The 20,469-nt window shown below is 72.1% G+C and carries 22 protein-coding genes; 16 read left to right on the top strand and 6 right to left on the bottom strand.

Translation table 11 applies throughout. The features are described from left to right. Positions 1-39: 39 nt before the first annotated feature. The 3 genes from ctaD to V1634_RS13240 all read left to right on the top strand — a co-directional run bounded on the left by ctaD (position 40) and on the right by V1634_RS13240 (position 3,519). A complete protein-coding gene (gene ctaD / locus V1634_RS13250; protein ID WP_331208076.1) occupies positions 40-2,052 on the top strand; it encodes an aa3-type cytochrome oxidase subunit I in 2,013 nt (670 codons plus the stop codon). A gap of 59 nt (positions 2,053-2,111) precedes the next feature. Beyond that, complete coding sequence (locus V1634_RS13245) at positions 2,112-2,831, top strand: VOC family protein (protein WP_331208075.1); 720 nt, start codon at positions 2,112-2,114, stop codon at positions 2,829-2,831. A gap of 214 nt (positions 2,832-3,045) precedes the next feature. Continuing rightward, complete coding sequence (locus V1634_RS13240) at positions 3,046-3,519, top strand: hypothetical protein (RefSeq protein ID WP_331208074.1); 474 nt, start codon at positions 3,046-3,048, stop codon at positions 3,517-3,519. Between the two features lie 87 nt (positions 3,520-3,606). On the opposite strand, the gene V1634_RS13235 is transcribed toward V1634_RS13240, so the two are convergent. Next, on the bottom strand, positions 3,607-3,990 hold the full coding sequence (locus V1634_RS13235) for a hypothetical protein (RefSeq protein WP_331208393.1): 384 nt from the start codon (positions 3,988-3,990) through the stop codon (positions 3,607-3,609). Between the two features lie 155 nt (positions 3,991-4,145). Then, positions 4,146-5,600 carry a M20/M25/M40 family metallo-hydrolase gene (locus V1634_RS13230; RefSeq protein ID WP_331208073.1) on the bottom strand — a complete coding sequence of 485 codons (1,455 nt, stop codon included), beginning with the start codon at positions 5,598-5,600 and terminating at the stop codon, positions 4,146-4,148. 162 nt (positions 5,601-5,762) lie between these two features. On the opposite strand from V1634_RS13230, the gene V1634_RS13225 reads away from it, so the two are divergent. Beyond that, positions 5,763-7,061 carry an NAD(P)/FAD-dependent oxidoreductase gene (locus V1634_RS13225; RefSeq protein WP_331208071.1) on the top strand — a complete coding sequence of 433 codons (1,299 nt, stop codon included), beginning with the start codon at positions 5,763-5,765 and terminating at the stop codon, positions 7,059-7,061. Between the two features lie 76 nt (positions 7,062-7,137). Here the strand turns inward: V1634_RS13225 and V1634_RS13220 are convergent, their stop codons facing one another. Further along, positions 7,138-8,160, bottom strand: a complete 1,023-nt coding sequence (locus V1634_RS13220) for a DUF2267 domain-containing protein (RefSeq protein ID WP_331208070.1) — start codon at positions 8,158-8,160, stop codon at positions 7,138-7,140. Positions 8,161-8,490: 330 nt separating this feature from the next. On the opposite strand from V1634_RS13220, the gene V1634_RS13215 reads away from it, so the two are divergent. Beyond that, entirely contained in the window at positions 8,491-8,802 is a 312-nt protein-coding gene (locus tag V1634_RS13215) for a hypothetical protein (RefSeq protein ID WP_331208069.1), read from the top strand. Positions 8,803-8,813: 11 nt separating this feature from the next. On the opposite strand, the gene V1634_RS13210 is transcribed toward V1634_RS13215, so the two are convergent. Beyond that, positions 8,814-9,662, bottom strand: coding sequence for an aldo/keto reductase (locus V1634_RS13210; protein ID WP_331208068.1), 849 nt, complete (start codon positions 9,660-9,662; stop codon positions 8,814-8,816). A gap of 222 nt (positions 9,663-9,884) precedes the next feature. Between V1634_RS13210 and V1634_RS13205 the strand changes: the two genes are divergently transcribed. The 8 genes from V1634_RS13205 to V1634_RS13170 all read left to right on the top strand — a co-directional run bounded on the left by V1634_RS13205 (position 9,885) and on the right by V1634_RS13170 (position 15,690). Next, positions 9,885-10,229 carry an STAS domain-containing protein gene (locus V1634_RS13205; RefSeq protein WP_331208067.1) on the top strand — a complete coding sequence of 115 codons (345 nt, stop codon included), beginning with the start codon at positions 9,885-9,887 and terminating at the stop codon, positions 10,227-10,229. A gap of 113 nt (positions 10,230-10,342) precedes the next feature. Next, the gene (locus V1634_RS13200) at positions 10,343-10,789 is read left to right on the top strand and encodes a response regulator (RefSeq protein WP_331208066.1); all 447 of its coding nucleotides are present in this window, start codon (positions 10,343-10,345) and stop codon (positions 10,787-10,789) included. Between the two features lie 276 nt (positions 10,790-11,065). Then, a complete protein-coding gene (locus V1634_RS13195; RefSeq protein WP_331208065.1) occupies positions 11,066-11,734 on the top strand; it encodes a DUF4178 domain-containing protein in 669 nt (222 codons plus the stop codon). Positions 11,735-11,737: 3 nt separating this feature from the next. After that, on the top strand, positions 11,738-12,271 hold the full coding sequence (locus tag V1634_RS13190; RefSeq protein ID WP_331208064.1) for a DUF2617 family protein: 534 nt from the start codon (positions 11,738-11,740) through the stop codon (positions 12,269-12,271). Next, positions 12,268-12,693 carry a DUF4247 domain-containing protein gene (locus V1634_RS13185; RefSeq protein WP_331208063.1) on the top strand — a complete coding sequence of 142 codons (426 nt, stop codon included), beginning with the start codon at positions 12,268-12,270 and terminating at the stop codon, positions 12,691-12,693. The genes V1634_RS13190 and V1634_RS13185 overlap by 4 nt, the downstream gene beginning before the upstream one ends. An 80-nt stretch (positions 12,694-12,773) precedes the next feature. Further along, entirely contained in the window at positions 12,774-13,196 is a 423-nt protein-coding gene (locus V1634_RS13180; protein WP_331208062.1) for a DUF350 domain-containing protein, read from the top strand. Next, on the top strand, positions 13,196-14,074 hold the full coding sequence (locus V1634_RS13175; RefSeq protein WP_331208061.1) for a hypothetical protein: 879 nt from the start codon (positions 13,196-13,198) through the stop codon (positions 14,072-14,074). Before V1634_RS13180 ends, V1634_RS13175 begins: the two co-directional genes overlap by 1 nt. Then, positions 14,071-15,690: a polyamine aminopropyltransferase gene (locus V1634_RS13170; protein ID WP_331208060.1), complete on the top strand. Its 1,620-nt coding sequence runs from the start codon at positions 14,071-14,073 to the stop codon at positions 15,688-15,690. Before V1634_RS13175 ends, V1634_RS13170 begins: the two co-directional genes overlap by 4 nt. A 25-nt stretch (positions 15,691-15,715) precedes the next feature. Here the strand turns inward: V1634_RS13170 and V1634_RS13165 are convergent, their stop codons facing one another. Continuing rightward, a complete protein-coding gene (locus V1634_RS13165; protein WP_331208059.1) occupies positions 15,716-16,582 on the bottom strand; it encodes a hypothetical protein in 867 nt (288 codons plus the stop codon). A gap of 403 nt (positions 16,583-16,985) precedes the next feature. On the opposite strand from V1634_RS13165, the gene V1634_RS13160 reads away from it, so the two are divergent. Next, positions 16,986-17,933 (top strand): endonuclease/exonuclease/phosphatase family protein, encoded by a 948-nt coding sequence (locus V1634_RS13160; RefSeq protein ID WP_331208058.1) that lies wholly within the window; start codon positions 16,986-16,988, stop codon positions 17,931-17,933. A 52-nt stretch (positions 17,934-17,985) separates the two neighbouring features. Here the strand turns inward: V1634_RS13160 and V1634_RS13155 are convergent, their stop codons facing one another. Beyond that, positions 17,986-18,408, bottom strand: coding sequence for an OsmC family protein (locus V1634_RS13155; protein ID WP_331208057.1), 423 nt, complete (start codon positions 18,406-18,408; stop codon positions 17,986-17,988). A 294-nt stretch (positions 18,409-18,702) separates the two neighbouring features. On the opposite strand from V1634_RS13155, the gene kdpF reads away from it, so the two are divergent. Together kdpF and kdpA are read left to right on the top strand one after the other, a co-directional pair. Further along, complete coding sequence (gene kdpF / locus V1634_RS13150) at positions 18,703-18,792, top strand: K(+)-transporting ATPase subunit F (protein ID WP_331208056.1); 90 nt, start codon at positions 18,703-18,705, stop codon at positions 18,790-18,792. Continuing rightward, a complete protein-coding gene (kdpA, locus tag V1634_RS13145; RefSeq protein ID WP_331208055.1) occupies positions 18,793-20,448 on the top strand; it encodes a potassium-transporting ATPase subunit KdpA in 1,656 nt (551 codons plus the stop codon). It abuts the gene before it with no gap. Positions 20,449-20,469 lie beyond the last annotated feature (21 nt).

Raw genomic sequence — 20,469 nt, 5'->3', positions numbered from 1 at the left:
CTCGCCCTGCCACTGCGTTCTTCGATGGGATGAGCCGCGATGCGGAAACGGGTAACCACCGAACCCGGACAGGACCCCGGGCGGCTGATCCTGGCCCCCGCACGCTCGGGTGGGTATCCCGGGCCGGTCCGGGAGGCGGTGCGGGGCAGCCGACTCATCCGTCTGCTCGGCACCACCGACGCCAAGCAGATCGGGCTGCTCTATCTGACGACGTCGTTCGCCTTCTTCATCGCGGCGGGGGTCGAGGCGCTGCTGATGCGGGCCGAACTGGCGCGCCCGGGGATGCAGTTCCTCTCGCCGGAGCAGTACAACCAACTCTTCACCTCGCACGGCACCATCATGATGCTGCTCTTCGCCACCCCGCTGGCGTTCGCCTTCGGCAACTACCTGGTGCCGTTGCAGATCGGCGCCCCGGACGTGTCGTTCCCCCGGCTCAACGCGCTGGCGTACTGGTTGTACCTGTTCGGTGGCCTGCTGGTGCTCGGCGCCTTCATAGTGCCCAACGGTGGGCCGGACTTCGGCTGGACGGCGTACCCGACGCTGAGCCTCTACCAGCACACCCCGGGCATCGGCGGCAACCTCTGGGTGGTCGGTCTGGTGATCTCCGGCCTGGGCACCATCCTCGGCGCGGTCAACCTGATCACCACCATCCTGACCCTGCGGGCGCCGGGCATGACGATGTTCCGGATGCCGCTCTTCACCTGGGCGATGCTGATCACCGCGCTGATGGTGATCGTCGTCTTCCCGCTGCTGGCGGCGACGCTGCTGGCCCTGCTCGCCGACCGGGTACTCGGCGCGCACGTCTACGCCGCCGACCACGGCGGCCCGATCCTCTACCAGCACCTGTTCTGGTATTTCGGCCATCCCGAGGTCTACATCGTGGCGCTGCCGTTCTTCGGCATCATCAGCGAGATCATCCCGGTCTTCAGCCGCAAGCCGCTGTTCGGGTACAAGACCATGGTCCTCGCCATCGTCGTCATCTTCCTCTACTCGATGACCGTCTGGGCGCACCACATGTTCGCCACCGGTCTGGTACTGCTGCCGTTCTTCTCCGCGTTCACCTTCATCATCGCCGTACCGACCGGGCTCAAGTTCTTCAACTGGATCGGCACGATGTGGAAGGGGCAGTTGACCTTCGAGACGCCGATGCTCTTCTCGATCGGGTTCCTGGTCACCTTCCTCTTCGGCGGGTTGACCGGGGTGCTGCTGGCCAGTCCGCCGGCGGATTTCCACACCCACGACACCTACTTCGTGGTCGGCCACTTCCACTACGTGCTCTTCGGCACGATCGTCTTCGCCGCCTTCGCCGGGGTGTACTTCTGGTTCCCGAAGATGACCGGCCGGCTCCTCGACGAACGACTCGGCCGGGTGCACTTCTGGACGATGTTCGTGGGGTTCCACGTCACGTTCCTGGTGCACCACTGGCTCGGCAACGAGGGGATGCCCCGCCGGTACGCCGACTACCTGCCGACCGACGGTTTCACCACCCTGCACACCGTCTCCACCATCGGCTCGTTCGTCCTGGGCGCCTCCACGCTCTTCTTCATCTACAACGTCTGGAAGTCGTGGCGGTTCGGCCGGTTGGTCGGTGTCGACGACCCCTGGGGCTTCGGCAACTCTCTCGAATGGGTCACCACCTGCCCGCCGCCGCTGCGCAACTTCGACCGACTGCCGCAGATCCGGTCGGAGCGGCCCGCCTTCGACGCCAAGTACGGCCCGCTCGTCGCCGACCTCGGCCGGGACCTGCCGCAACGGGCCGCCGAGCCGCCGCAGCGGATCCGGGACGAGATGCACCGTGACCGTAGGACGCCCGAGCCGCCGACGGCCCAGGGTGCCCAGGGTGCCCGGGAAACGGTCGGGGACTATCCGCCGGAGCGGTCCGGTGCCCGGCCGGTGGAGGTACCCGATCCGGAACACGTCCGCCGGCCGAGTTTCGAACACACCGACGAGGCGACCGAGAACCCGTTCGACGCCGAGCGCACCGGACCGAGCGCGAAACGGTGGCGGGACCCCGGCGGCGGCGAGGAGGGCGACGACGAGGAAGAGAGGTAGCCGGTTTTGTCGTACCCGGCCGACAGGATGCGGCGGACGACGAGACCAGGGAGTGCATGATGATCGGAAAGCTGGAGATGGTGGTGCTCGACGCGCCCGACATCGAGAGCCTTGCCGCGTTCTACCGGGGGCTGGCCGGCTGGGTGGCGTCGGACGTCGACGGCGACTGGATCACGCTCGACACGCCCGACGGCTGGCAGATCGGCCTCCAACTGGCTCCGGACCACCAACCGCCGGGCTGGCCCGGCCAGGAGCGGCCACAGCAGGCCCATCTCGACCTGCGGGTGCCCGACCTCGACGCCGCCCTCGACCGGGCCGTCGGCCTCGGCGGGACCCTGCTGGCCAAGACCGAGACGTGGTACACGGTGGCCGATCCGGCCGGGCATCCCTTGGACCTCTGCCTGAAGGCGGACAACCCCGACACCACCCTGATGGGCGTGATGCTGGACTGCCCCGACGCCAAGGTGCTCAGCGCCTTCTACGCCGAGTTGCTCGGCAAGCCGGTCACCTACGAAGCCGACGGCATGGCGATGATCGGCAACGACGGTGAGCAGCCGGTGCTGTTCCAGCAGGTGGCCGACTACAGCCCGCCGCGCTGGCCGGACCCGGCGCATCCGCAGCAGTTCCACCTCGACGTGGTCGTCGAGGACTTCGACGTCGCGGAGCCGGCGGCGCTCGCCCTGGGCGCGACCCGGCAGCCCGGTGGCGGCAGGACGTTCCGGGTCTACACCGACCCGGCCGACAAGCCGTTCTGCCTGACCCGTACCGAGACGCCGTAGCCGCCCCGCGTGAGGTGGTAGCCGCCTGCCCCGGGTGAGGCGGTAGCCGCCTGCGCCCACGCAGGCTTGCCCGGGAGGCGCCCCGCCGCAAGACGCCGTAGCCGCCCGCCGGTCTCCCGCACCGGTGGGCGGCATCGACGCGGATGAAGTCGCTCTGAAGCCGGTCAGCGCTACGTTCTCGCCAGCGGAACCCATCCGAACAGGAGGATCCCTGATGAGAACCCGAGTATTGGCGGCCGTCCTGACGGCATCGCTCGTCGCGGTCTTCGCCGCGACGCCCCAGGCATCCGCAACCACTCCCACGCCCCGGACGGCGGCCGACTGCGAGCGCGGCGCAAACGGCTTCCGCGACATCCCGGACACGCTGCGCGGTACCCAGGCGGTCGCCCCGGTGACGCTGCCCGGCGGCCCCGTCGTCCGCCTCTACTACGGTACGGTCGGCGGAGCGCAGCGCGGCTGGGCGATGATCGACGGGGGCACCTACGCCCGCGACCGGGTGTGGCTGAACTGGAGCGTCGACGGCGGCGCGAACATCCACGTGCAGTGCGGTCCGTTCCTGGTCGACGCCACCGGCCGGACCAAGACCAGCGCGGCGAAGACCACCAGCAGCGACCCCAACTACCGGTTCCAGGCCTGCGGCCAGTCCTTCCCGTACGCCACACCGTTCCAGTGCACCGCCTGGTGGTGATCGGTGCCCGGGTGACCGGCCGGCGGGCCGGCGCCCGGCGGCACGGTGGCCGGATCGGCCGGGACGGGTCAGAACGACCGGGCAGGTTCAGCCGTGCGGGGTGAAGAGGCCCTGGATCCCGACGATGATCGCGATGAGGCCGAAGATCGCGAGTAGCAGGCCGACCCCGGTCGCCGCGCCGTTCGCCTGGGTGCGCGGGGTCTGCCGGCCGGTCAGCCGGTCCCAGAGCAGGGCGAGGCCGACGCCGATCCCGACCACCTCGAAATGGAACGGGCGCGGCCCGGAGACCAGGTGGACGATGAGGTAGTAGCCGCCCGCCACCAGCGCGACGATCCCGACGACCCAGCCGAACGGCGCGACCCGGGCGGCGAAGCGTCCGAGGTCGTCGCCGACCCGGGGCAGCCGGCGCAGGAGTGCGACGGCGAGCAGGAAACCGCCGACGATGTTGGCGAGGTCGAGCAGCAAGGCCATGATCACGGAACGCTCTCCTCCACCGGCGTCACGAACGCGAACTCACGCATGTCGATCGAGAGCATAGTGAGGTCCGGCCCGTCCCGCCCGGCGGCCGACCGCTTCGGGCGGGACGGGGTGACGGCGGTCGGCCCGCGAGGCGGCGCCGCCCGTGCTCAGCTACCGGGGCGGGGGAACGCCACCGGGCTGCGGTGCCCGGCCCGGTCGACGGCGCGTACGCCGAAGAAGACGTTGTCCTTCGACAGGTCGACGGTGACCGTGGTGACGTCGCCGACCGGGATCACGTGCGTCCACTCCGGTGCCGTGGTCTCCCGCCACACGATCTCGTAACCGGCCAGGTCCGGCTCGGTGCCCCGGGTCCAGCGCAGCTCGGTGTCGTTGGTCAGGTTCGTGGTGACGATGGTGACCCCCTTCGGCGTACCGGGGGCCTGGGCCAGGGACCAGAGCGCGGCCGCGTTCACCCTGGCGACCCGGGTGATGTACTCGAAGTCGCAGAACTCCGGCAGGTCGCCGTACTGCTTGCCGTCGACCACCCGGACGTCCTGGTGCTGGTGCGCGAAGTCCTCGTTCGGCTCGGTGAACCGGCCGGCCGGGTAGCCCTGCTCGAGGAAGGAGATGTGGTCGCTGCCGCGCAGGTAGCGGTCCCGGCGGTAGATCACCCGGACCCGCATCCCGGTGCTGTCGTTGTCCGCCACGTCGCTGACGTACCGGGCGAGCTGCCGGCTCGGCGAGTCGTTCTCGCCGCCGACGGAGCGCCGGGTGTTCGCCTCGGCCGGCGTCTCGGCCGTCGGCACACCCTCGGCGAAGAGCCGGAGCGTACGCCGGTCCCGGGTGCCGTCGTCCGCCGTCGAACTGCCGACGATGTCGTCGCTGAACATGCCCTGCACGTCGGCGCCGGCCGCCTTGTACTGCCGGGCCATGTACCCCGACCCGTAGAGGCCCTGCTCCTCGCCGGCCACCGCGGCGAAGACGATGGTGGCCTCGCTGCGCCGGGTCGCCATCACCCGGGCGAGTTCCATCGCCACCGCCACCCCGGAGGCGTCGTCGTCGGCGCCCGGAGCGTCGCTGGTCGCGTCCATGACGTCGGTGCACCGCGAGTCGTAGTGGCCGGTGACGACGTAGATCCGCTCCGGCGAGGTCTCGCCGCGCAGCGTGGCGACCACGTTGGTGATCCGGGTCGGCACCGGGATCCGGGAGGCCGGCTCCTGCACGTACGACTGGAGTTCCACCGTCATCCGTCCGCCGGACCGGGCGGCGTAACCCCGCATCTGTTCGTAGATCCAGTCCCGGGCGGCCCCGATACCCCGGGCCGGGTCGTCCTGGCTGGAAAGGGTGTGCCGGGTGCCGAACTCGGCGAGCCGGCGGACGATCGCCTCGATCCGCCGCTGGTCGATCTCCCGGAGCAGCTCCCGCAGCTCCCGGTCGGGTGACTGGGACCGGATCGGCCGGCCGGGCCCGGACGAGCCGCCGCCGGTGGTGGCGGAGGCGGCCGAGCCGGTGGCGAGCGGTGCGGCGACCGTGGCGGCGGCCGCGGTGACGGTGGCGGCGGACAGGAACGTGCGGCGGCTCGGCTTCGTGGGCCCGTCGCCTCGGGAGTCCTGGGATGTCATGCCAGGCATCGTCATCAATGCGAGCCGTGGCTGTCAACGGGCATGATCGTCTTTCTCGCCCGGTTTGCCGCCGTCCCGACCCGTCCCGACCGCTCGGGCCCGGTCCGCCAGGTACGCCCACCGGTGGGTTTGCCCGGCCGATGCCCGGGAACGGGCGTTCTCATGACCACACCGCGCGTTGTGATCGTCGGGGCCGGGTTCGCCGGCTACCACGCGGCGAAGAGCCTGTCCCGGATCGCCAACGGCCGGGCCGAGGTCGTGCTGCTGAACCCGACCGACTTCTTCCTCTACCTGCCGCTGCTGCCCGAGGTGGCGGCCGGGATCCTGGAGCCGAGCCGGGTGTCGGTCTCCCTCGCCGGCACCCTGGACGGGGTTCGGGTGGTGATCGGCGAGGCGCAGCACATCGACCTGGCGGCGAAGCGGGTCGACTACAACGGTGCCGAGGGCGACCCCGGGCAGCTCGACTACGACCGGCTGATCATCTCGGTCGGCAGCGTCAACAAGCTGCTGCCGATCCCCGGGGTCACCGAGCACGCGCACGGGTTCCGGGGCCTGCCGGAGGCGCTCTACCTGCACGATCACGTGGTCAGCCAGGTCGAGCTGGCCGAGGCGACCGACGACGAGGCCGAGCGGGACGCCCGGAGCACCTTCGTGGTGGTCGGCGCCGGCTACACCGGGACCGAGGTGGCGGCGCACGGCCAGCTCTTCACCGACGCGCTGGCCGCCCAGCATCCGCGGCTCGGCGTACGGCCGCGGTGGATGCTGCTCGATCTCGCCGAGCGGGTACTGCCGGAACTCGACCGGCGGATGTCGGAGACCGCCCGCCGGGTCCTCGACGCGCGGGGCGTGGACGTCCGGATGGGTACCACCGTCTCGGAGGCGACGGCCGACGGGGTACGGCTCAGCGACGGCGAGTACGTCCCGACCCGCTCGCTGATCTGGTGTGTCGGCGTCCGCCCCGACCCGCTCGTGGCCGACCTGGGACTGCCGACCGAGAAGGGGCGGCTGGTGGTCGACGAGTTCCTCAACGTGCCCGGCTTCCCCGACGTCTACGCCTGCGGGGACGCCGCCGCCGTACCCGACCTGACCCGGCCGGGCGAGGTGACGGCGATGACCGCCCAGCACGCCCAGCGGCAGGGCAAGCTTGCGGCGCACAACGTCGCCGCCTCGTACGGGCAGGGCAAGCGGCGGCCGTACCGGCACCACGACCTCGGGTTCGTGGTGGATCTCGGCGGCACCGACGCGGCGGCGAACCCGGTGCACGTGCCGCTCTCCGGGCTGCCCGCCAAGGCGGTGACCCGGGGCTATCACCTGATCGCGATGCCGGCGAACCGGGCCCGGGTCAGTGCCGACTGGCTGCTGGACGCGGCCTTCACCCGTCAGGCGATCCAACTCGGGCTGGTGCCGGCACACGCCGTACCGCTCGAGAGCGCCTCCCCGGAGCTGCCGGCCCGCCGCTGACGGCGCCAGCCCAACAGGTGCAAGGAAGGGCCCCCGCATAGCGTTTTTTGTATATGCGGGGGCCCTTCCTTGCACCTCACGGACCGAAGCGGGGGCCCCGGGGCCGTTCCGGCGGCGGTGTGGCCATCCCGGCCCCGACCTCGTCGATGGCGTCGTCGATCTGGTGCGCGAGCGTCACGTCCAGCGCGGTCACCGCGTCGAGCGAACGGGTCCGGACGGTGAGCACCGCCGACTGCGGTGACTCGCGGCCGATCGTCGGCCCCCGCCCGGTCTCCGGCCGGAGCCGGGCCAGCCGGCCCAGCACCCGGTCCAGGTTCTCCGGCGGCAACTCGATGGTGCGGGTCAGCCCGCGCCGGTCCCCGGACCAGTAGGGGAGGGTCGCCAGCGCGTCCCGGAGTTCGTCGTCGGTCAGCGCGGCGGTGGCGCCGACCGGGTCGACCAGTCCGCCGCCCGCCGGTGACGGACCGAGCAGGTCCCGCAGCTCCGGCGGCAGGTTCAACGAGTCGATCAGCCCGCCGTCCTGTGCGGCGAGCGCGTTCAACGTCGCCTGCGCCTGGTACCGGGCCTGTTCCGGGCTGCGATGGGTCAACCGGGCTACCTCGTCGAGGAAGCCGGCCAGGTCGCGGCGCCGGTCGCCGGCAGTCATCGAGCCGTCGTCGTGCAACTGGTTCGGTACGGCGTCGAGCAGCCGCTGCCGGTCGGCGGTGTCCAGCGTCCGGGCCAGCGCCGCCACGGTGGCTCCGGCGGCGGCGCGGGCCTGTTCGAAGTCGACGCCGGCCCGACGCCCGATGTCGGAGACGAGATCCCGGTACGCGATCACCGGCACCTCGGCGGTGGTCGTGCCGACCAGCTCGTCGGGGACCGGCATGGGGCGATCGGCCGGTGCCGGCGGCGCAGTGGTCGGACCGCCGCGCTCGGCGTTCGGCTTGTGTGTACCGGCCGGTGGCGGCCCGTCCCGACGGCCCCGGTCGAGGCTGGTGAGCTGCCTGTCCGCGCCGAAGGTCGCGCCGACCTCGCTCGGTCGCCGGCCCCGCTGGCGGGCCTGCCGGGCCAGGGTCCGGCGCCGCTGGTTGTCGCCCTCCATCTGCTTCCCGCTCATGCCGTCTCCTCGCTGCGCTCGTCGTCGTGCGCCCGACTCGTACCGGACCTGCCGGTCGATCCCGGGCCCACCTCGGCTCGCTCCGCGTCTCGCCACCACCGGGCGGGGCCGGGCCGCCGCGCGCGCCGGCCGACCGTACGCCCCGCGGTGCGACCAACCGCCTTCCCGACCGGGCATCGACGAAACGCGGCCGGATCGGGGCCCCCGGCTTCCGGCAGCTCATCCGGGCAGGGTGAGGGGGACTCACCCGACCGCCGTCGATGATCGGGCTGGCCCGGGACCTTCAGATATTTGGTCCGGGACGACCAGGTACCGCCGGAGGAGGCCACCGTGAAGAGGATCGTCGAGATCGTCCCTGCCCGGCCCGGTTGGTACGCCCGCTGGCGGCTCGCCCCGGACACCACCCGCTGCTACCCGGTGTCGCTCTGGGCACTGCTGGAGGAGACCGACGAGGGCGGCCGGGAGGTGATCGGGGTGGACGCCGTCGGTCAGTGGCCCGGCTCCGAGGAGAACGAGACGAGTGGCGAGTTCGTCCGCTACCTCTTTCAGCCGCCCGACAGCGGTGCGCCGGAGGACGCCGCCCGGCCGGACGAGTTGGGCGTCGAACCGACCCGCCAGCCGGCCCGGCTGAAAGCCGTCTGAACCGCCGTCGGTCAGGACAGTTCGAGCGGTCCGGGTCCGTCGGGTGCCGGGAAGGCCCGGTCGAGTTCGGCGAGGTCCTCCTCGGTGAGGGTCAGCTCCACCGCCGCCCGGTTCTCCCGGACGTGCTGCGGAGTGCTCGCCCTGGTCACGGTGCAGACCCCGTCCTGACCGAGCAGCCAGGCCAGTCCCACCTGTCCGGGGGTGGCGCCGTGCCGCCGCGCCACCCGGGCGAGTACCGGGTGCCCGAGCATCCGCCCCCGCTCCAGCGGCGAGTACGCCATCACCGGCAGGCCGGCGGCGCGGCAGCGGGGGAGGAGATCCCACTCGACGCCCCGACGGACGAGGTTGTACGGGATCTGGTCGGTCTCCACGGCGGTACCGCCCGGGATGGCGGCGAGTTCCACCACGTCCGGTACGTCGAAGTTGCTCACGCCCCAGTGCCGGATCAGCCCCTGGGTGATGAGGCTGGTGAACGCCTCGACGGTCTCCGGCAGCGGCGCGTCGCCGCGCTGGTGCAGCAGGTACAGATCGATCCGGTCGGTGCCGAGCCGCTCCAGGCTGCGGGCGCAGGCGTCGGCGGTTCCGGTGAGGCCCGCGTGCTCGGCGGAGACCTTGCTGACCAGGAAGACTTCCTCGCGCCGGTCGCCGAGCGCCTCCCGGACCAGTTCCTCCGCGCCGCCGTCGGCGTACACCTCGGCGGTGTCGATCAGGGTGAGGCCGGCGTCCACCCCGGTGCGGAGTGCGGCGATCTCGTCGTCCCGCCGCCGTGGGTCCTCCGCCATTCCCCAGGTGCCCTGACCGAACGCCGGAATCGCCTCGCCGGAGGGGAGTGTGACCGTCGGGATGCTCCGATCCGCCATGCCTCCGCCCCTTTCTGACCAGGCCGTATTCGGCTGCCCGCCGGTGCGCGCCTTCCCCCGGCCATGCCCGGCAAACCGCGCTCGCGGGGCGGTGGACGGAGGACGCGACGGCCGGGCCACCACACCGGTAGCCTCTGGCCACACCGGTCCTCGATGTAGATCTAGTCGATGCGTATACTTGCTTGACTGCAAGTATTGGCTGCTGAACGTACGGAGGCGGGTGTGGTTTTCTCCGTCAGGCATGTGGTGCACTCGAAGCTGGTGCGCCTCCACCTGGGGGGCGAACTCGACATAACCACCGCGCCGACGCTCAGCGCGGAGATCGACGAGTTGGTCGACGACGGGCACCGCCGCCTCCTTGTCGACCTCGCGGAACTCACGTTCTGCGACTCCAGTGGTCTGGCCGCGTTCGTCCGGGGAGACGACCGGGCGGCCGCTCGGGGGGGCTGGCTTCGGTTGACCGGTGCCACGGGGCGGGTCGAGCGGGTATTGCGAATCAGTGGGCTGGACGACTTGCTCCGTTATGACCAGGAACAGCATGACCCGGCCGCCTTGCGCGACCGTTGATCGGTTAGAGTTCGCACGCCGCGTCGACGGTCGCCAACTGCCGGAGACCAGACCACAGGCTCGTGGCGCGGGCCACCGCCCCGACAATCCCGACGACCAGAGACAGGTATGCCGTGGACGCAGCCGAGTCGAACCCCGTACGCATCCTGGTCGTCGACGACGACCCGGGCGACGTCTTGATGATCGAGGAGGCATTGGCCACCTCGGAGGTACCCAAGTCGATCGACGTGGTCGGTGACGGCCAGGAGGCGATGGAGTTCCTGTACCAGGAGGGACGGCACCGGGACGCGCCCCGGCCGGACATGATCCTGCTCGACCTGAACATGCCCCGGATGGACGGTCGGCAGGTGCTCAACAAGGTCAAGAGCGACGACAACCTGCGGACCATCCCGATCGTCGTGTTGACCACGTCCAACGCCGACACTGACATCCTCGGCAGCTACAACCTGCGGGCCAACGCATACGTCACCAAGCCGATCGACCTGGACGACTTCAACGACGTCATCCGGCGGATCGACGAGTTCTTCGGGCAGATCGTGGTGCTGCCGAAACACCGCTGACCAGCCCGCAGGCCGAACGACTTACCGGATCGGCACGGCTGCCCTGCCGATCGACCAGGGACAGCGTGAGGCGGCCGGGCCCGGGCCGATCTCGGGGCCGCCCGACCGGATCGCGACACCGGATGGCGCCCTGCCGACCCCCGACCGGCTGAGCGCGGCTCCGCGCCCCGGCGGCGAACCGTACCGCCCCGGTTCCATCTTCGATCATGGACTACCGGCGACGTGCGTCGCCTTGTTACCGTCGGCGCCCAGCGGGGATCGAGAGGAGCACGGGCGTTGGACGGGGCAACGGCGTACCTGGTGGCGGCGGCGGGTCTGCTGATCGCGGCGGCGGGCGTGGTGGTGGCGGTGGTCGCGCTGCGTACCGCCCGGAAGCGGGCCGCCGGACCGGCCGGAACACCGGTACGCGATCCGTTCCGGAGCGTCGACGACGACGCCGACGCGCTGCGCGGCGATCCGCGTACCCTCAAGCCCGGCGACCTGGTCGAGATCCGGCACACCTCCTACGGCGTTCGCGGCACGCTCAGGTTCCGGGAGGGCGCCTGGGGCTGGGCGGAGCACCTGCTCGACGACGCGCACGGCAGCAAGGTCTGGCTCTCGGTCGAGGAGGACCCGGACCTGGAACTGGTGCTCTGGACCGCGCTGCCGGACGTCGACGTCATCCCGGGCCCGGCCGAGTTGGAGGTCGCCGGCCGGCGGTACCGGCGGGACGAGTCGGGGCGGGCCACCTTCACCTCGGCGGGCAGCACCGGACTCGACCCGACCGGTACGGTCCGCTACCACGACTACGTCGCCGACGACGGCTCGCCGCTCTCCTTCGAGGCGTACGGCGACAGCGAGCGCTGGGAGGTCGGCACGGGTGACCGGCTGCACCGGGCCGAGGTGCTGATCTATCCACAGTCGACGGGTGGCGCCGACGACCCGGCGGCGGGGCGGATCGGCTGAGCGATGCTGGTCACCCTGCACACCGCGTACGAGGACACCACCGCCGCCGAGCTGAGCCTCGCGCTGGACACCCCGGAACAGCCCGCGCTCCATCTGCTCGACCTCGGTCTGGCACACCTGGGCCGGCCCGGCACCCGGCTCCAGCTCCGGCTGCTCGGCGCCTCCCACCAGGTGGTGCTGGAAGGTCCCGGTGGTGGCCTGATCGAGACGGTGGCCTGCCTGCCCGGTCGACGACCGGAACTGCCGGCGACGCTGGCCGACCCGGCCACCGGCTACCGGTTCACCGCCCGGGTGCGGCGGCTGGCGGCGACGGAGATGTCGACCCGGGCGGCCCGGCTGCGGCGGGATCTCGCCGACGACCCGTACGCCCTGGTCGGGGTCTTTCCCGGCGGCCCGGACGCGATCACCGCGCTGCGGGTGGCGCGCCGAGCGGACCCGTGCGGTGACGGGACCGGCGGAATCGGTTGGCGCACCTGGCACGCGTACCCGCAGAGCGGTGAACTGGTCGAGACGGAAACGGTGGTGACGGCGGTATGACGTACCGCAGGTGGTTCGTGGTCGGTGGGGCGTTCGCCCTGGTGGGCGCCCTGGTCGCCGGCTTCGCCATCTTCTACGGCAACTTCTCCCCGCGCGGCTACGTGCAGGACCGGTACGCGCGGGCGGCGGCGCAGGACATCGGCCGGGACGCGACCGCGTACCGCTCGGACAAGTCGCCGACCGTCGTCGCCGACGAGATCACCGGGGCGTGGCGTCCGGCCGACCGGTACGTCGACGCCAGCGGCGTCTACCTGCGCTACGACGAGGACTCGGTGGTGATCCTGCCGCTGGCCGGCGGCTCGCTGATCCTGCTGGAACGCCTGGTCACCGCCTATCCCCGCTACTCCAGTACGGTCGGCAACGCCTGGGGCTGGGGGCGCGGCAGTTCGGTCCGGGGCGGCGGTCCCGGGGCCGGCAAGTGACCGGCGACGGCATCCGCCTCCCGCACCGCCATCCGCTTCTCCCACCACCACCCCTCCTCATCCCTCCGGAGCCTGATGTGTTGACGACCCTCGCCACCGACCTGCTGGCCACCCTCGCCTACGGGGTGGTCGGGCTCGTGTTGATGGCCGTCGGCTACCTGGTGGTCGACCTGGCCACCCCGGGCCGGCTGCACGATCTGATCTGGGCGGACCGCAACCGCAACGCCGCACTGCTGCTCGCCTCCAACCTGGCCGGGGTGGGCATCGTCGTCACCACCGCGATCGTGGTCAGCCACGACGACTTCGTCGAGGGGATCGTGAGCACCGCCGCGTACGGGCTGCTCGGTCTGCTGATCATGGGCGGGGCGTTCCTCCTGCTGGACCTGGCCACCCCGGGCCGGCTCGGCGAGATCCTGGTCGACCCGGAGCCGCACCCGGCGGTCTGGGTGTCGGCGGTGGTGCACCTGGCGACCGGTGCCGTCATCGCGGCCGCGATCAGCTGATGGCGGCCGGCGCGAAGGGCGGCGGCGGGCAGAGGCAGAGCGCGAACGCACGCTGGGCCGCCGCCGGGCGGGCGAAGGCGGCGGAGAGGACGGCCAAACGACTCAAGATCACCCTGGTGGTCGCCGTCTGCCTGGTCGTCACGGGAGGTTTCGTGGTCGGGGCGCTGAGTTCCGGCGACGACAGCACGGTGGTGGCGCCGCCCGAGCCCGCCGAGCGGACCGACACCGTCACGCTGCTCCGGCAGGCGCACGCGACGCAGCAGATCTGCTACGGCTGGCGGCTGCGCAGCGGCGGAGCGTCGTACGGCGCCGCACCGGTGAGCGTCGGCTCCAACCTCGGCGACAACGTCGCGGTGGACAGCGATCCGGCCCGCTGTCCCCGCTGGGTGGAGATCGACGCGTCGGTCTGGTACACCTCGGCGAGCAGCGAGTCGAGTGACAGCGCCTCGTACCTGGTGACCAGCTCGTCCGATTTCGCCCACGTCGACTTCGACCGGGGTCTGCGCCGACTCGGTGTCGACCCCGACCAGTTCGTCGACGATCCCGGCCGGGCGGTCTGCCAGGCCGCGGTCTTCCTGCCGCTGCTGGTCTCGGAGGCCGGCGCGGGTTCGGCGGCCCGGGCGACGCCTCCGGCGGCGGCCGGTGCCGCACCCTCGCCGCTGCCCGATTCCGGTAACGACTTCTGGCGCGACCGCTGGGTATTCCTGCTCGGTGCCGCCGGACTCTTCCTACTCACCGCCCTCTTCCTGGCGATCGGCGTCTTCGAGCGCCGGCACCAGAATCCGTCGCCGGTCCAGCCCGCCGCCGGCCGCGGCCTGAGCGCCGACAGTGTGGTCGCACCCGGGAACGGCCGCCGCGGCAGCGGTCGCCGGCGATGAGTTCGACCCGGGCCGACCTGCCCGCTGCGGCCACCTCCGCCGGCACCGACCCGAGCGGCGCGGCGGACCGGCCACGGCGGCGGGCGGCCCGGGCGGCGGTGCTCGGCGCGGTCTTCGTCTGCGCCGCCTGCGGCCTGGTCTACGAACTGGCCCTGGTCGCGCTCGGCAGCTACCTGATCGGGGACACGGTCGGCCAGGCGTCGATCGTGCTCGGCGTGATGGTCTTCGCGATGGGCATCGGGGCGCTGCTCGCCAAGCCGTTCCAGCACCGGGCCGCCGCCGCGTTCGCGGTCGTCGAACTCGCCCTCGCGCTCTTCGGCGGGCTCTCGGTGCTCGGCCTCTACGCCGCCTTCGCCTGGCTCGACCTCTACGCTCCGGCGCTGGTCGGCACCGCCCTGCTGCTCGGGCTGCTGATCGGGGCGGAGATTCCGCTGCTGATGGTGCTGTTGCAGCGGATCCGGGAGCAGTCCGCCGGCAGCGCCGTCGCCGACCTCTTCGCCGCCGACTACGTCGGCGCGCTCCTCGGCGGCCTCGCCTTTCCGTTCCTGCTGATGCCCTTCTTCGGCCAGCTCCGCGGGGTACTGGTGGTCGGGGTGGTGAACGCACTGGCCGGGCTGGCGCTGGTCGGCACCGTGTTCCGGCGCGAGCTGACCGCCCGGGTCCGGCTCGCGCTGACCGCCGGCACCGTCGCGGTCGGCCTGATCCTCGGGTACGCCTACCTGACCGCCGCCGACTTCGAGGTGACCGCCCGCCAGCAGCTCTTCCGGGATCCGGTGGTGCACGCCGAGCGCAGCAGATACCAGGAGATCGTGCTGACCCGCTCGGTGCCGCTGGTCTCGCAGGGCGTTACCGACCTGCGGCTCTATCTCAACGGGGACCTCCAGTTCAGCTCGGTCGACGAGTACCGCTACCACGAGGCACTGGTGCATCCGGTGCTGGCCGGCGGCCGGCGTTCGGTACTGGTCCTCGGCGGCGGCGACGGGCTGGCCGTACGGGAACTGCTGCGCTATCCCGACGTCGGCTCGGTGACCGTGGTGGAGCTGGATCCGGCGGTGGTCCGGTTGGCCCGGACCGAGCCGCAACTGCGGGCGCTGAACGCCGACGCCTTCGCCGATCCCCGGGTCCGGATCGTCAACACCGACGCCTTCGGCTGGCTGCGCGCCCAGCCGGACCGGTTCGACGCGGTGGTGGTGGACCTGCCGGACCCGGACGAGACGGCGACCGCGAAGTTGTACTCGGTGGAGTTCTACTCGCTGGTCCGGGCGGCCGTCGCCGAGCGGGGCCGGGTGGTGGTGCAGGCGGGTTCGCCGTACTTCGCGCCCCGCTCGTACTGGTGCGTGGCGGCGTCGCTGCGGTCGGCCGGGTTCGCCACGGTGCCGTACCACGTCGACGTGCCCTCGTTCGGCGACTGGGGGTTCCTGCTCGCCGCCCCGGGGCCGACGGCTCCGGCGCTGGGGCTGCCGGCCGACGTGCCGCCGTTGCGCTATCTGGACTCCGGGACGCTGCGGGCCGCCATGACCTTCCCGCCGGACCGGCACCGGTTGGAGTTGCCGCCCTCCACCCTGCTGCACCCACGGGTGCTGGAGTACGCCCGCGCGGAGTGGCGACGCTACTGACCGACCGCTGCCCGGCGGGTACCGCTCAGACCAGGGCGCCGACCACCGTGCCGGCCCGCTCCTCGTGCTGGGCGTACGCGTCCGGGAACGCGGAGATCTGTACCGCCTGCGCGGCGGCGGTCACGCTCATCTCCTGCCAGCCGGGGATCTGGAGCAGGGCGGCGTAGAACCGCTCCGCCGCGTACGCCGGGCGCATCAGGTCCGCGACGGTGCCCCAGCCGGAGCTGGGTCGCTGCTGGAACAGCCCGACCGAGTCGTGGTCGTAGCCGACGCCCTGGTTCGGCAGGTTGAGCGACTCCGGGAGTACGCCGCTGGCCAGGTTGTAGAGGTTGCTCTCCTGCATGGCGGTGGCGATCGCGACCACCAGTCCGCGGCGCGGGATGTCCATCTTCACGCCCACCTGGACGATGGTGTGCGCGTTGTCCATCTGCGTCTGGGTGAGCCCGGCGACCGGGCTCGGCCTGGCGGGTTTCTTGCTCGCCCGGGCGACCGTGGTCCGGGCCACGGACGGTCGGGCGGTCGGCGTGGCAGCGGGGGTGCTGCTCGGCGTGGCGGTCGGGGTCGGCGCGGGGGCCCGTTCGGTGGCCCGGGAGGCGGGCTGGCGTTCGGCGCTGGCGGCACGCTCGGCGAGCAGGTTGGCCGGGGCCGGGTCTGCCGGGGTGCTCGCGGTCTGCGACTCGACGAAGACCACGGCGCCGAGGCAGCAGGCCAGCGCGGCGACCGAGCCGACCCGGAACGGGCCCGAGGAGAGCAGCGCCCGGGTCCGGCGCAGCCGGCGCGGCGCTACGGCCCGGTGCCGGCCGGTTGCCTGTTCGGTGGAGGCAGTATCGGCCGAACGGTCAGCCTGCGCTCCGTTGTCCTGTCCACGATCAGTCTGTTCCCTGTGAGGCACCCGCCGAGGTTAGGTAACACCGAGCTGAATGGGGCGGGTCGGATCGGTGGCCTGCGCCACACTTTTCCCTGGTCAACCGGGCACTCGTCGGCAGCCTGGCCCGGGATCGTCGGCACCGGACAGATGCGGCATGTCCGTCTTGCCGTGCTGGCCGTGCCGGCTGGGTACGCTTCGCCCCCGGCACCGGGGCGGACGGCGAAGATCGCCCGGTTCGGTCGTTCGGTCCAGTTCCGCTGGCCCGGTCGGGCCCGCTGCGGGCTGGTCCGAATGGTCGACCCGCCCGCATCCGGCTGAAGTCGACCAGTTCGCGCCAGCCCGCTCCGGCGACCTCGCCGCCGGCCGGACCGGCGACGCGATTCGGTCGCCGGTTCGGGATCGCGCCGGCTTCGATACGATGCTCTCGGTGGCGGAGAGCAAGATCAGGCCGGCGGACGGCGGGCCGGCTGGGCGGGGGCGGCGCCGCGGCACGCTGATCCTGGGCGCGGCCGCCCTGCTGACCGCCCTGATTGCCGGCCACCGGCTGATCCCCAACGTGCGCGGCCTGGGCAGCCTGGTGGACAGCGGCGCACCCTTCCTCGGTCTAGGCGTCCCGCTGCTGGTGCTCGCCGCCGCGCTGCGCCGGTCCCGGATCGCACTGGCCGCCGCGCTGGTGCCGGCCGTGCTCTGGACGGTGCTCTTCGGCACGGCGTGGCTGCCCGGCGGCGGTGGCGGGTCGGTCCGGCTGCGGGTGGCCAGCCAGAACCTGCGGGCCGGCAACCCCGACCCGGTGGGCACGGTGACCCGTCTCGCCGACACCGAGGCCGACCTGATCGGGTTGCAGGAGGTCTCCGGGGACACCCGTACTCCGGTCTCCGAGGCGCTCGCCGAGCGATACCCGTACCGGGCGGCCGTCTCCACGGTCGCGCTCTGGAGCAGATACCCGATCCGCGAGGACGTCGGCGTCGACACCGGACTGGCCTGGACCCGGGCGCTGCGGGCGGTGGTGGCCGCGCCCGGCGGCGACGTGGTCGTCTACGTCGTGCATCTCGGTTCGGCCCGGGCCGGGGACACCGGCACCCGGGACCGTACCGTGACGGCGCTCGCCACCCGGATCCGGCAGGACCCGGCCGAGCGGCTGATCGTGCTCGGCGACCTGAACACCGCCACCACCGACCGCATGATCGAGCCGCTGACCGAACTGCTCAAGGACGCGCAGGCGGACGCCGGCCGGGGACCGGGCTTCACCTGGCCGGCCGCCCTGCCGGTGACCCGACCCGACCACGTGCTCTACCGGGGGCTCACCGCGGCGTACGCCCGGGTCGTCCGTACCCCGGCCAGCGACCACCGGGCGGTGACCGCCGGCTTCCGGTAGCGCCCGAGGTCGTGCGGCGCTTCCCCGCGGTGTCGGTCAGCGTCGGTGCCGGTCAGCGCTGGCCCGGCTCGGCCGGGCTGACGGTGAGGGTGTGCCGGCCGCCGTCGCTGGAGAACGGCCAGAGCCGGTCGGCGTACCGGGCCAGGTCGGTGAGCTGGTCGCGGTTCAGCCCGACCGAGGCGATGCTGGCCCGGACGTCGGCCCGGTAGAGCCCGTCGGCGGTCCGGGCGAGCCGGGCCTGGGCGCGGACCTGCACGGTGTGCGCCTCGTCGGTGATGCCGGTGGCCGCCTCGACCGCCGCGTGGTGCAGGCAGGAGGCGAACGCCGCCGCGAGCAACTGCTCGGGGGCGAGCCCGGTGCAGTGCGGCGCCAACGGCGAGGCCAGGGTGGTGGAGAGTTCACCGTCGTCGGTATGCAGCCGACCCCCCTCGGCCGTCGCGGTGGCCTCGTGCACCCAGGCTTCCGATTCCGGCATCCCGCACCCCCCCGTGTGGCTCCCCGGCCGGGCTACCCGGCAGGGCTGCCGGGAAACCCGCAGCTCAGCCAGGCCCGCCGTCAAGATCACGTCAAGAAGCGAGCCGCCCGCGTAGCCGGACCGTCAGAACCGGCCGACTCTGCCCGGTATCTGCGTTTACCTGGGTCGGGCGGCCGAGAACGGTCGCCTGGACGCGTGCTGGAGAGGACGTTCGGTGATCGACGTCGTGTTCGTGGTGCTGACGCTGGGGCTCTTCGCGGTCCTCGCCCTGCTCACCCGGGCGGTGGAGCGGCTGTGAGCGCCGTCAATCTCGTCGGCCTGGTGCTCTCGGCCGGGCTGGCCGTCTTCCTGTTCTTCGCCCTCCTGTTCCCGGAGCGTTTCTAGATGAGTACGACGACCGCGGGCATCCTCCTCGTCGCCGCGCTCGCCGCGGTGCTGGTGGCGGCCTACAGGCCCTTCGGCGACTACCTCTACCGGGTGGTCACCGGCACCCGGCACTCCCGGGTCGAGCGGGGCATCTACCGGCTGATCGGGGTCGACGCGCAGGCCGAGCAGTCCTGGGGCACGTACGCCCGCAGCGTGCTGGCGTTCTCGCTGCTCTCCCTCCTCTTCCTCTACGCCTTCCTGCGGTTGCAGGACCGGCTCTGGCTCTCGCTCGGCCTCGACGCGGTACCGGACCACGTCGCCTGGAACACCGCGGTCAGCTTCGTGACGAACACGAACTGGCAGGCGTACTCGGGTGAGTCGACCATGGGCCACCTGGTGCAGATGGCCGGCCTGGCGGTGCAGAACTTCGTCTCCGCCGCCGTGGGCGTCGCGGTGGCGGTGGCCCTGGTCCGGGGCTTCGCCCGCAACCGGACCGACCGGCTCGGCAACTTCCTCGTCGACCTGGTCCGGATCACGCTGCGGGTACTGCTGCCGATCGCGGTGCTCGGCGCGATCGTGCTGATGGTCGGCGGCGTGGTGCAGAACCTCTCCGGCGGCACCGACGTGACCACGGTGACCGGCGGCAGCCAGACGATCACCGGCGGCCCGGTCGCCTCGCAAGAGGTGATCAAGGAACTCGGCACCAACGGGGGCGGCTTCTACAACGTCAACAGCGCGCACCCGTTCGAGAACCCGGCGACCTGGACCAACTGGGTCGAGCTGCTGCTGATCCTGCTGATCCCGTTCAGCCTGCCCCGGGTCTTCGGCCGGATGGTCGGGCAGAACCGCCAGGGCTACGCGATCGTCGCGGTGATGGCGATCCTGGCGATCGTCAGCATCACCCTGACCAACGTCTTCGAGCTGACCGGCGACGGTACGGTGCCGCAGGCGGCCGGGGCGGCGATGGAGGGCAAGGAGGCCCGGTTCGGGGTCGCCAACTCGGCGACCTTCGCCGCGGTCACCACCCTCACCTCGACCGGTGCGGTGAACTCGTTCCACGACTCGTTCACCCCGCTCGGCGGGATGATGCCGCTGCTCAACATGATGCTGGGCGAGGTGGCGCCGGGCGGGGTCGGTGCCGGCCTGTACGGCATGCTGATCCTCGCCGTGATCACCGTCTTCGTGGCCGGCCTGATGGTGGGACGCACCCCGGAGTACGTCGGCAAGAAGATCGGCGCCCGGGAGATCAAGTTCGCCTCGCTCTACTTCCTGACCACCCCGACGCTGGTGCTGGTCGGTACGGCATCGGCCTTCGCCACCGGCAACAACGCGACAGCCCTGAACGTCGGCCCGCACGCCCTGACCGAGGTGCTGTACGCCTTCACCTCGGCGAGCAACAACAACGGCTCGGCGTTCGCCGGCATCACCGTCAACACCCAGTGGTGGGACACCGCCCTCGGGCTCTGCATGCTGCTCGGCCGGTTCCTGCCGATCATCTTCGTGCTCGGCCTGGCCGGCGCGCTGGCCCGGCAGAAGCCGGTACCGGCCTCGGCGGGGACGCTGCCGACGCACCGGCCGCTCTTCGTCGGGATGCTCGCCGGCGTGACGGTGGTGCTGGTGGCGCTGACCTTCCTGCCGGCGCTGGCGCTCGGCCCGCTGGCCGAGGGGTTGTGAGCCCGATGAGAGTCCTGAACG

Origin of the sequence: Plantactinospora veratri (assembly GCF_036421995.1) — a bacterium.
Lineage (GTDB): Bacteria > Actinomycetota > Actinomycetes > Mycobacteriales > Micromonosporaceae > Plantactinospora > Plantactinospora veratri.
The sequence above is the reverse complement of the archived record's forward strand: the minus strand, read 5'-3'. Positions and strand labels throughout refer to the sequence as shown.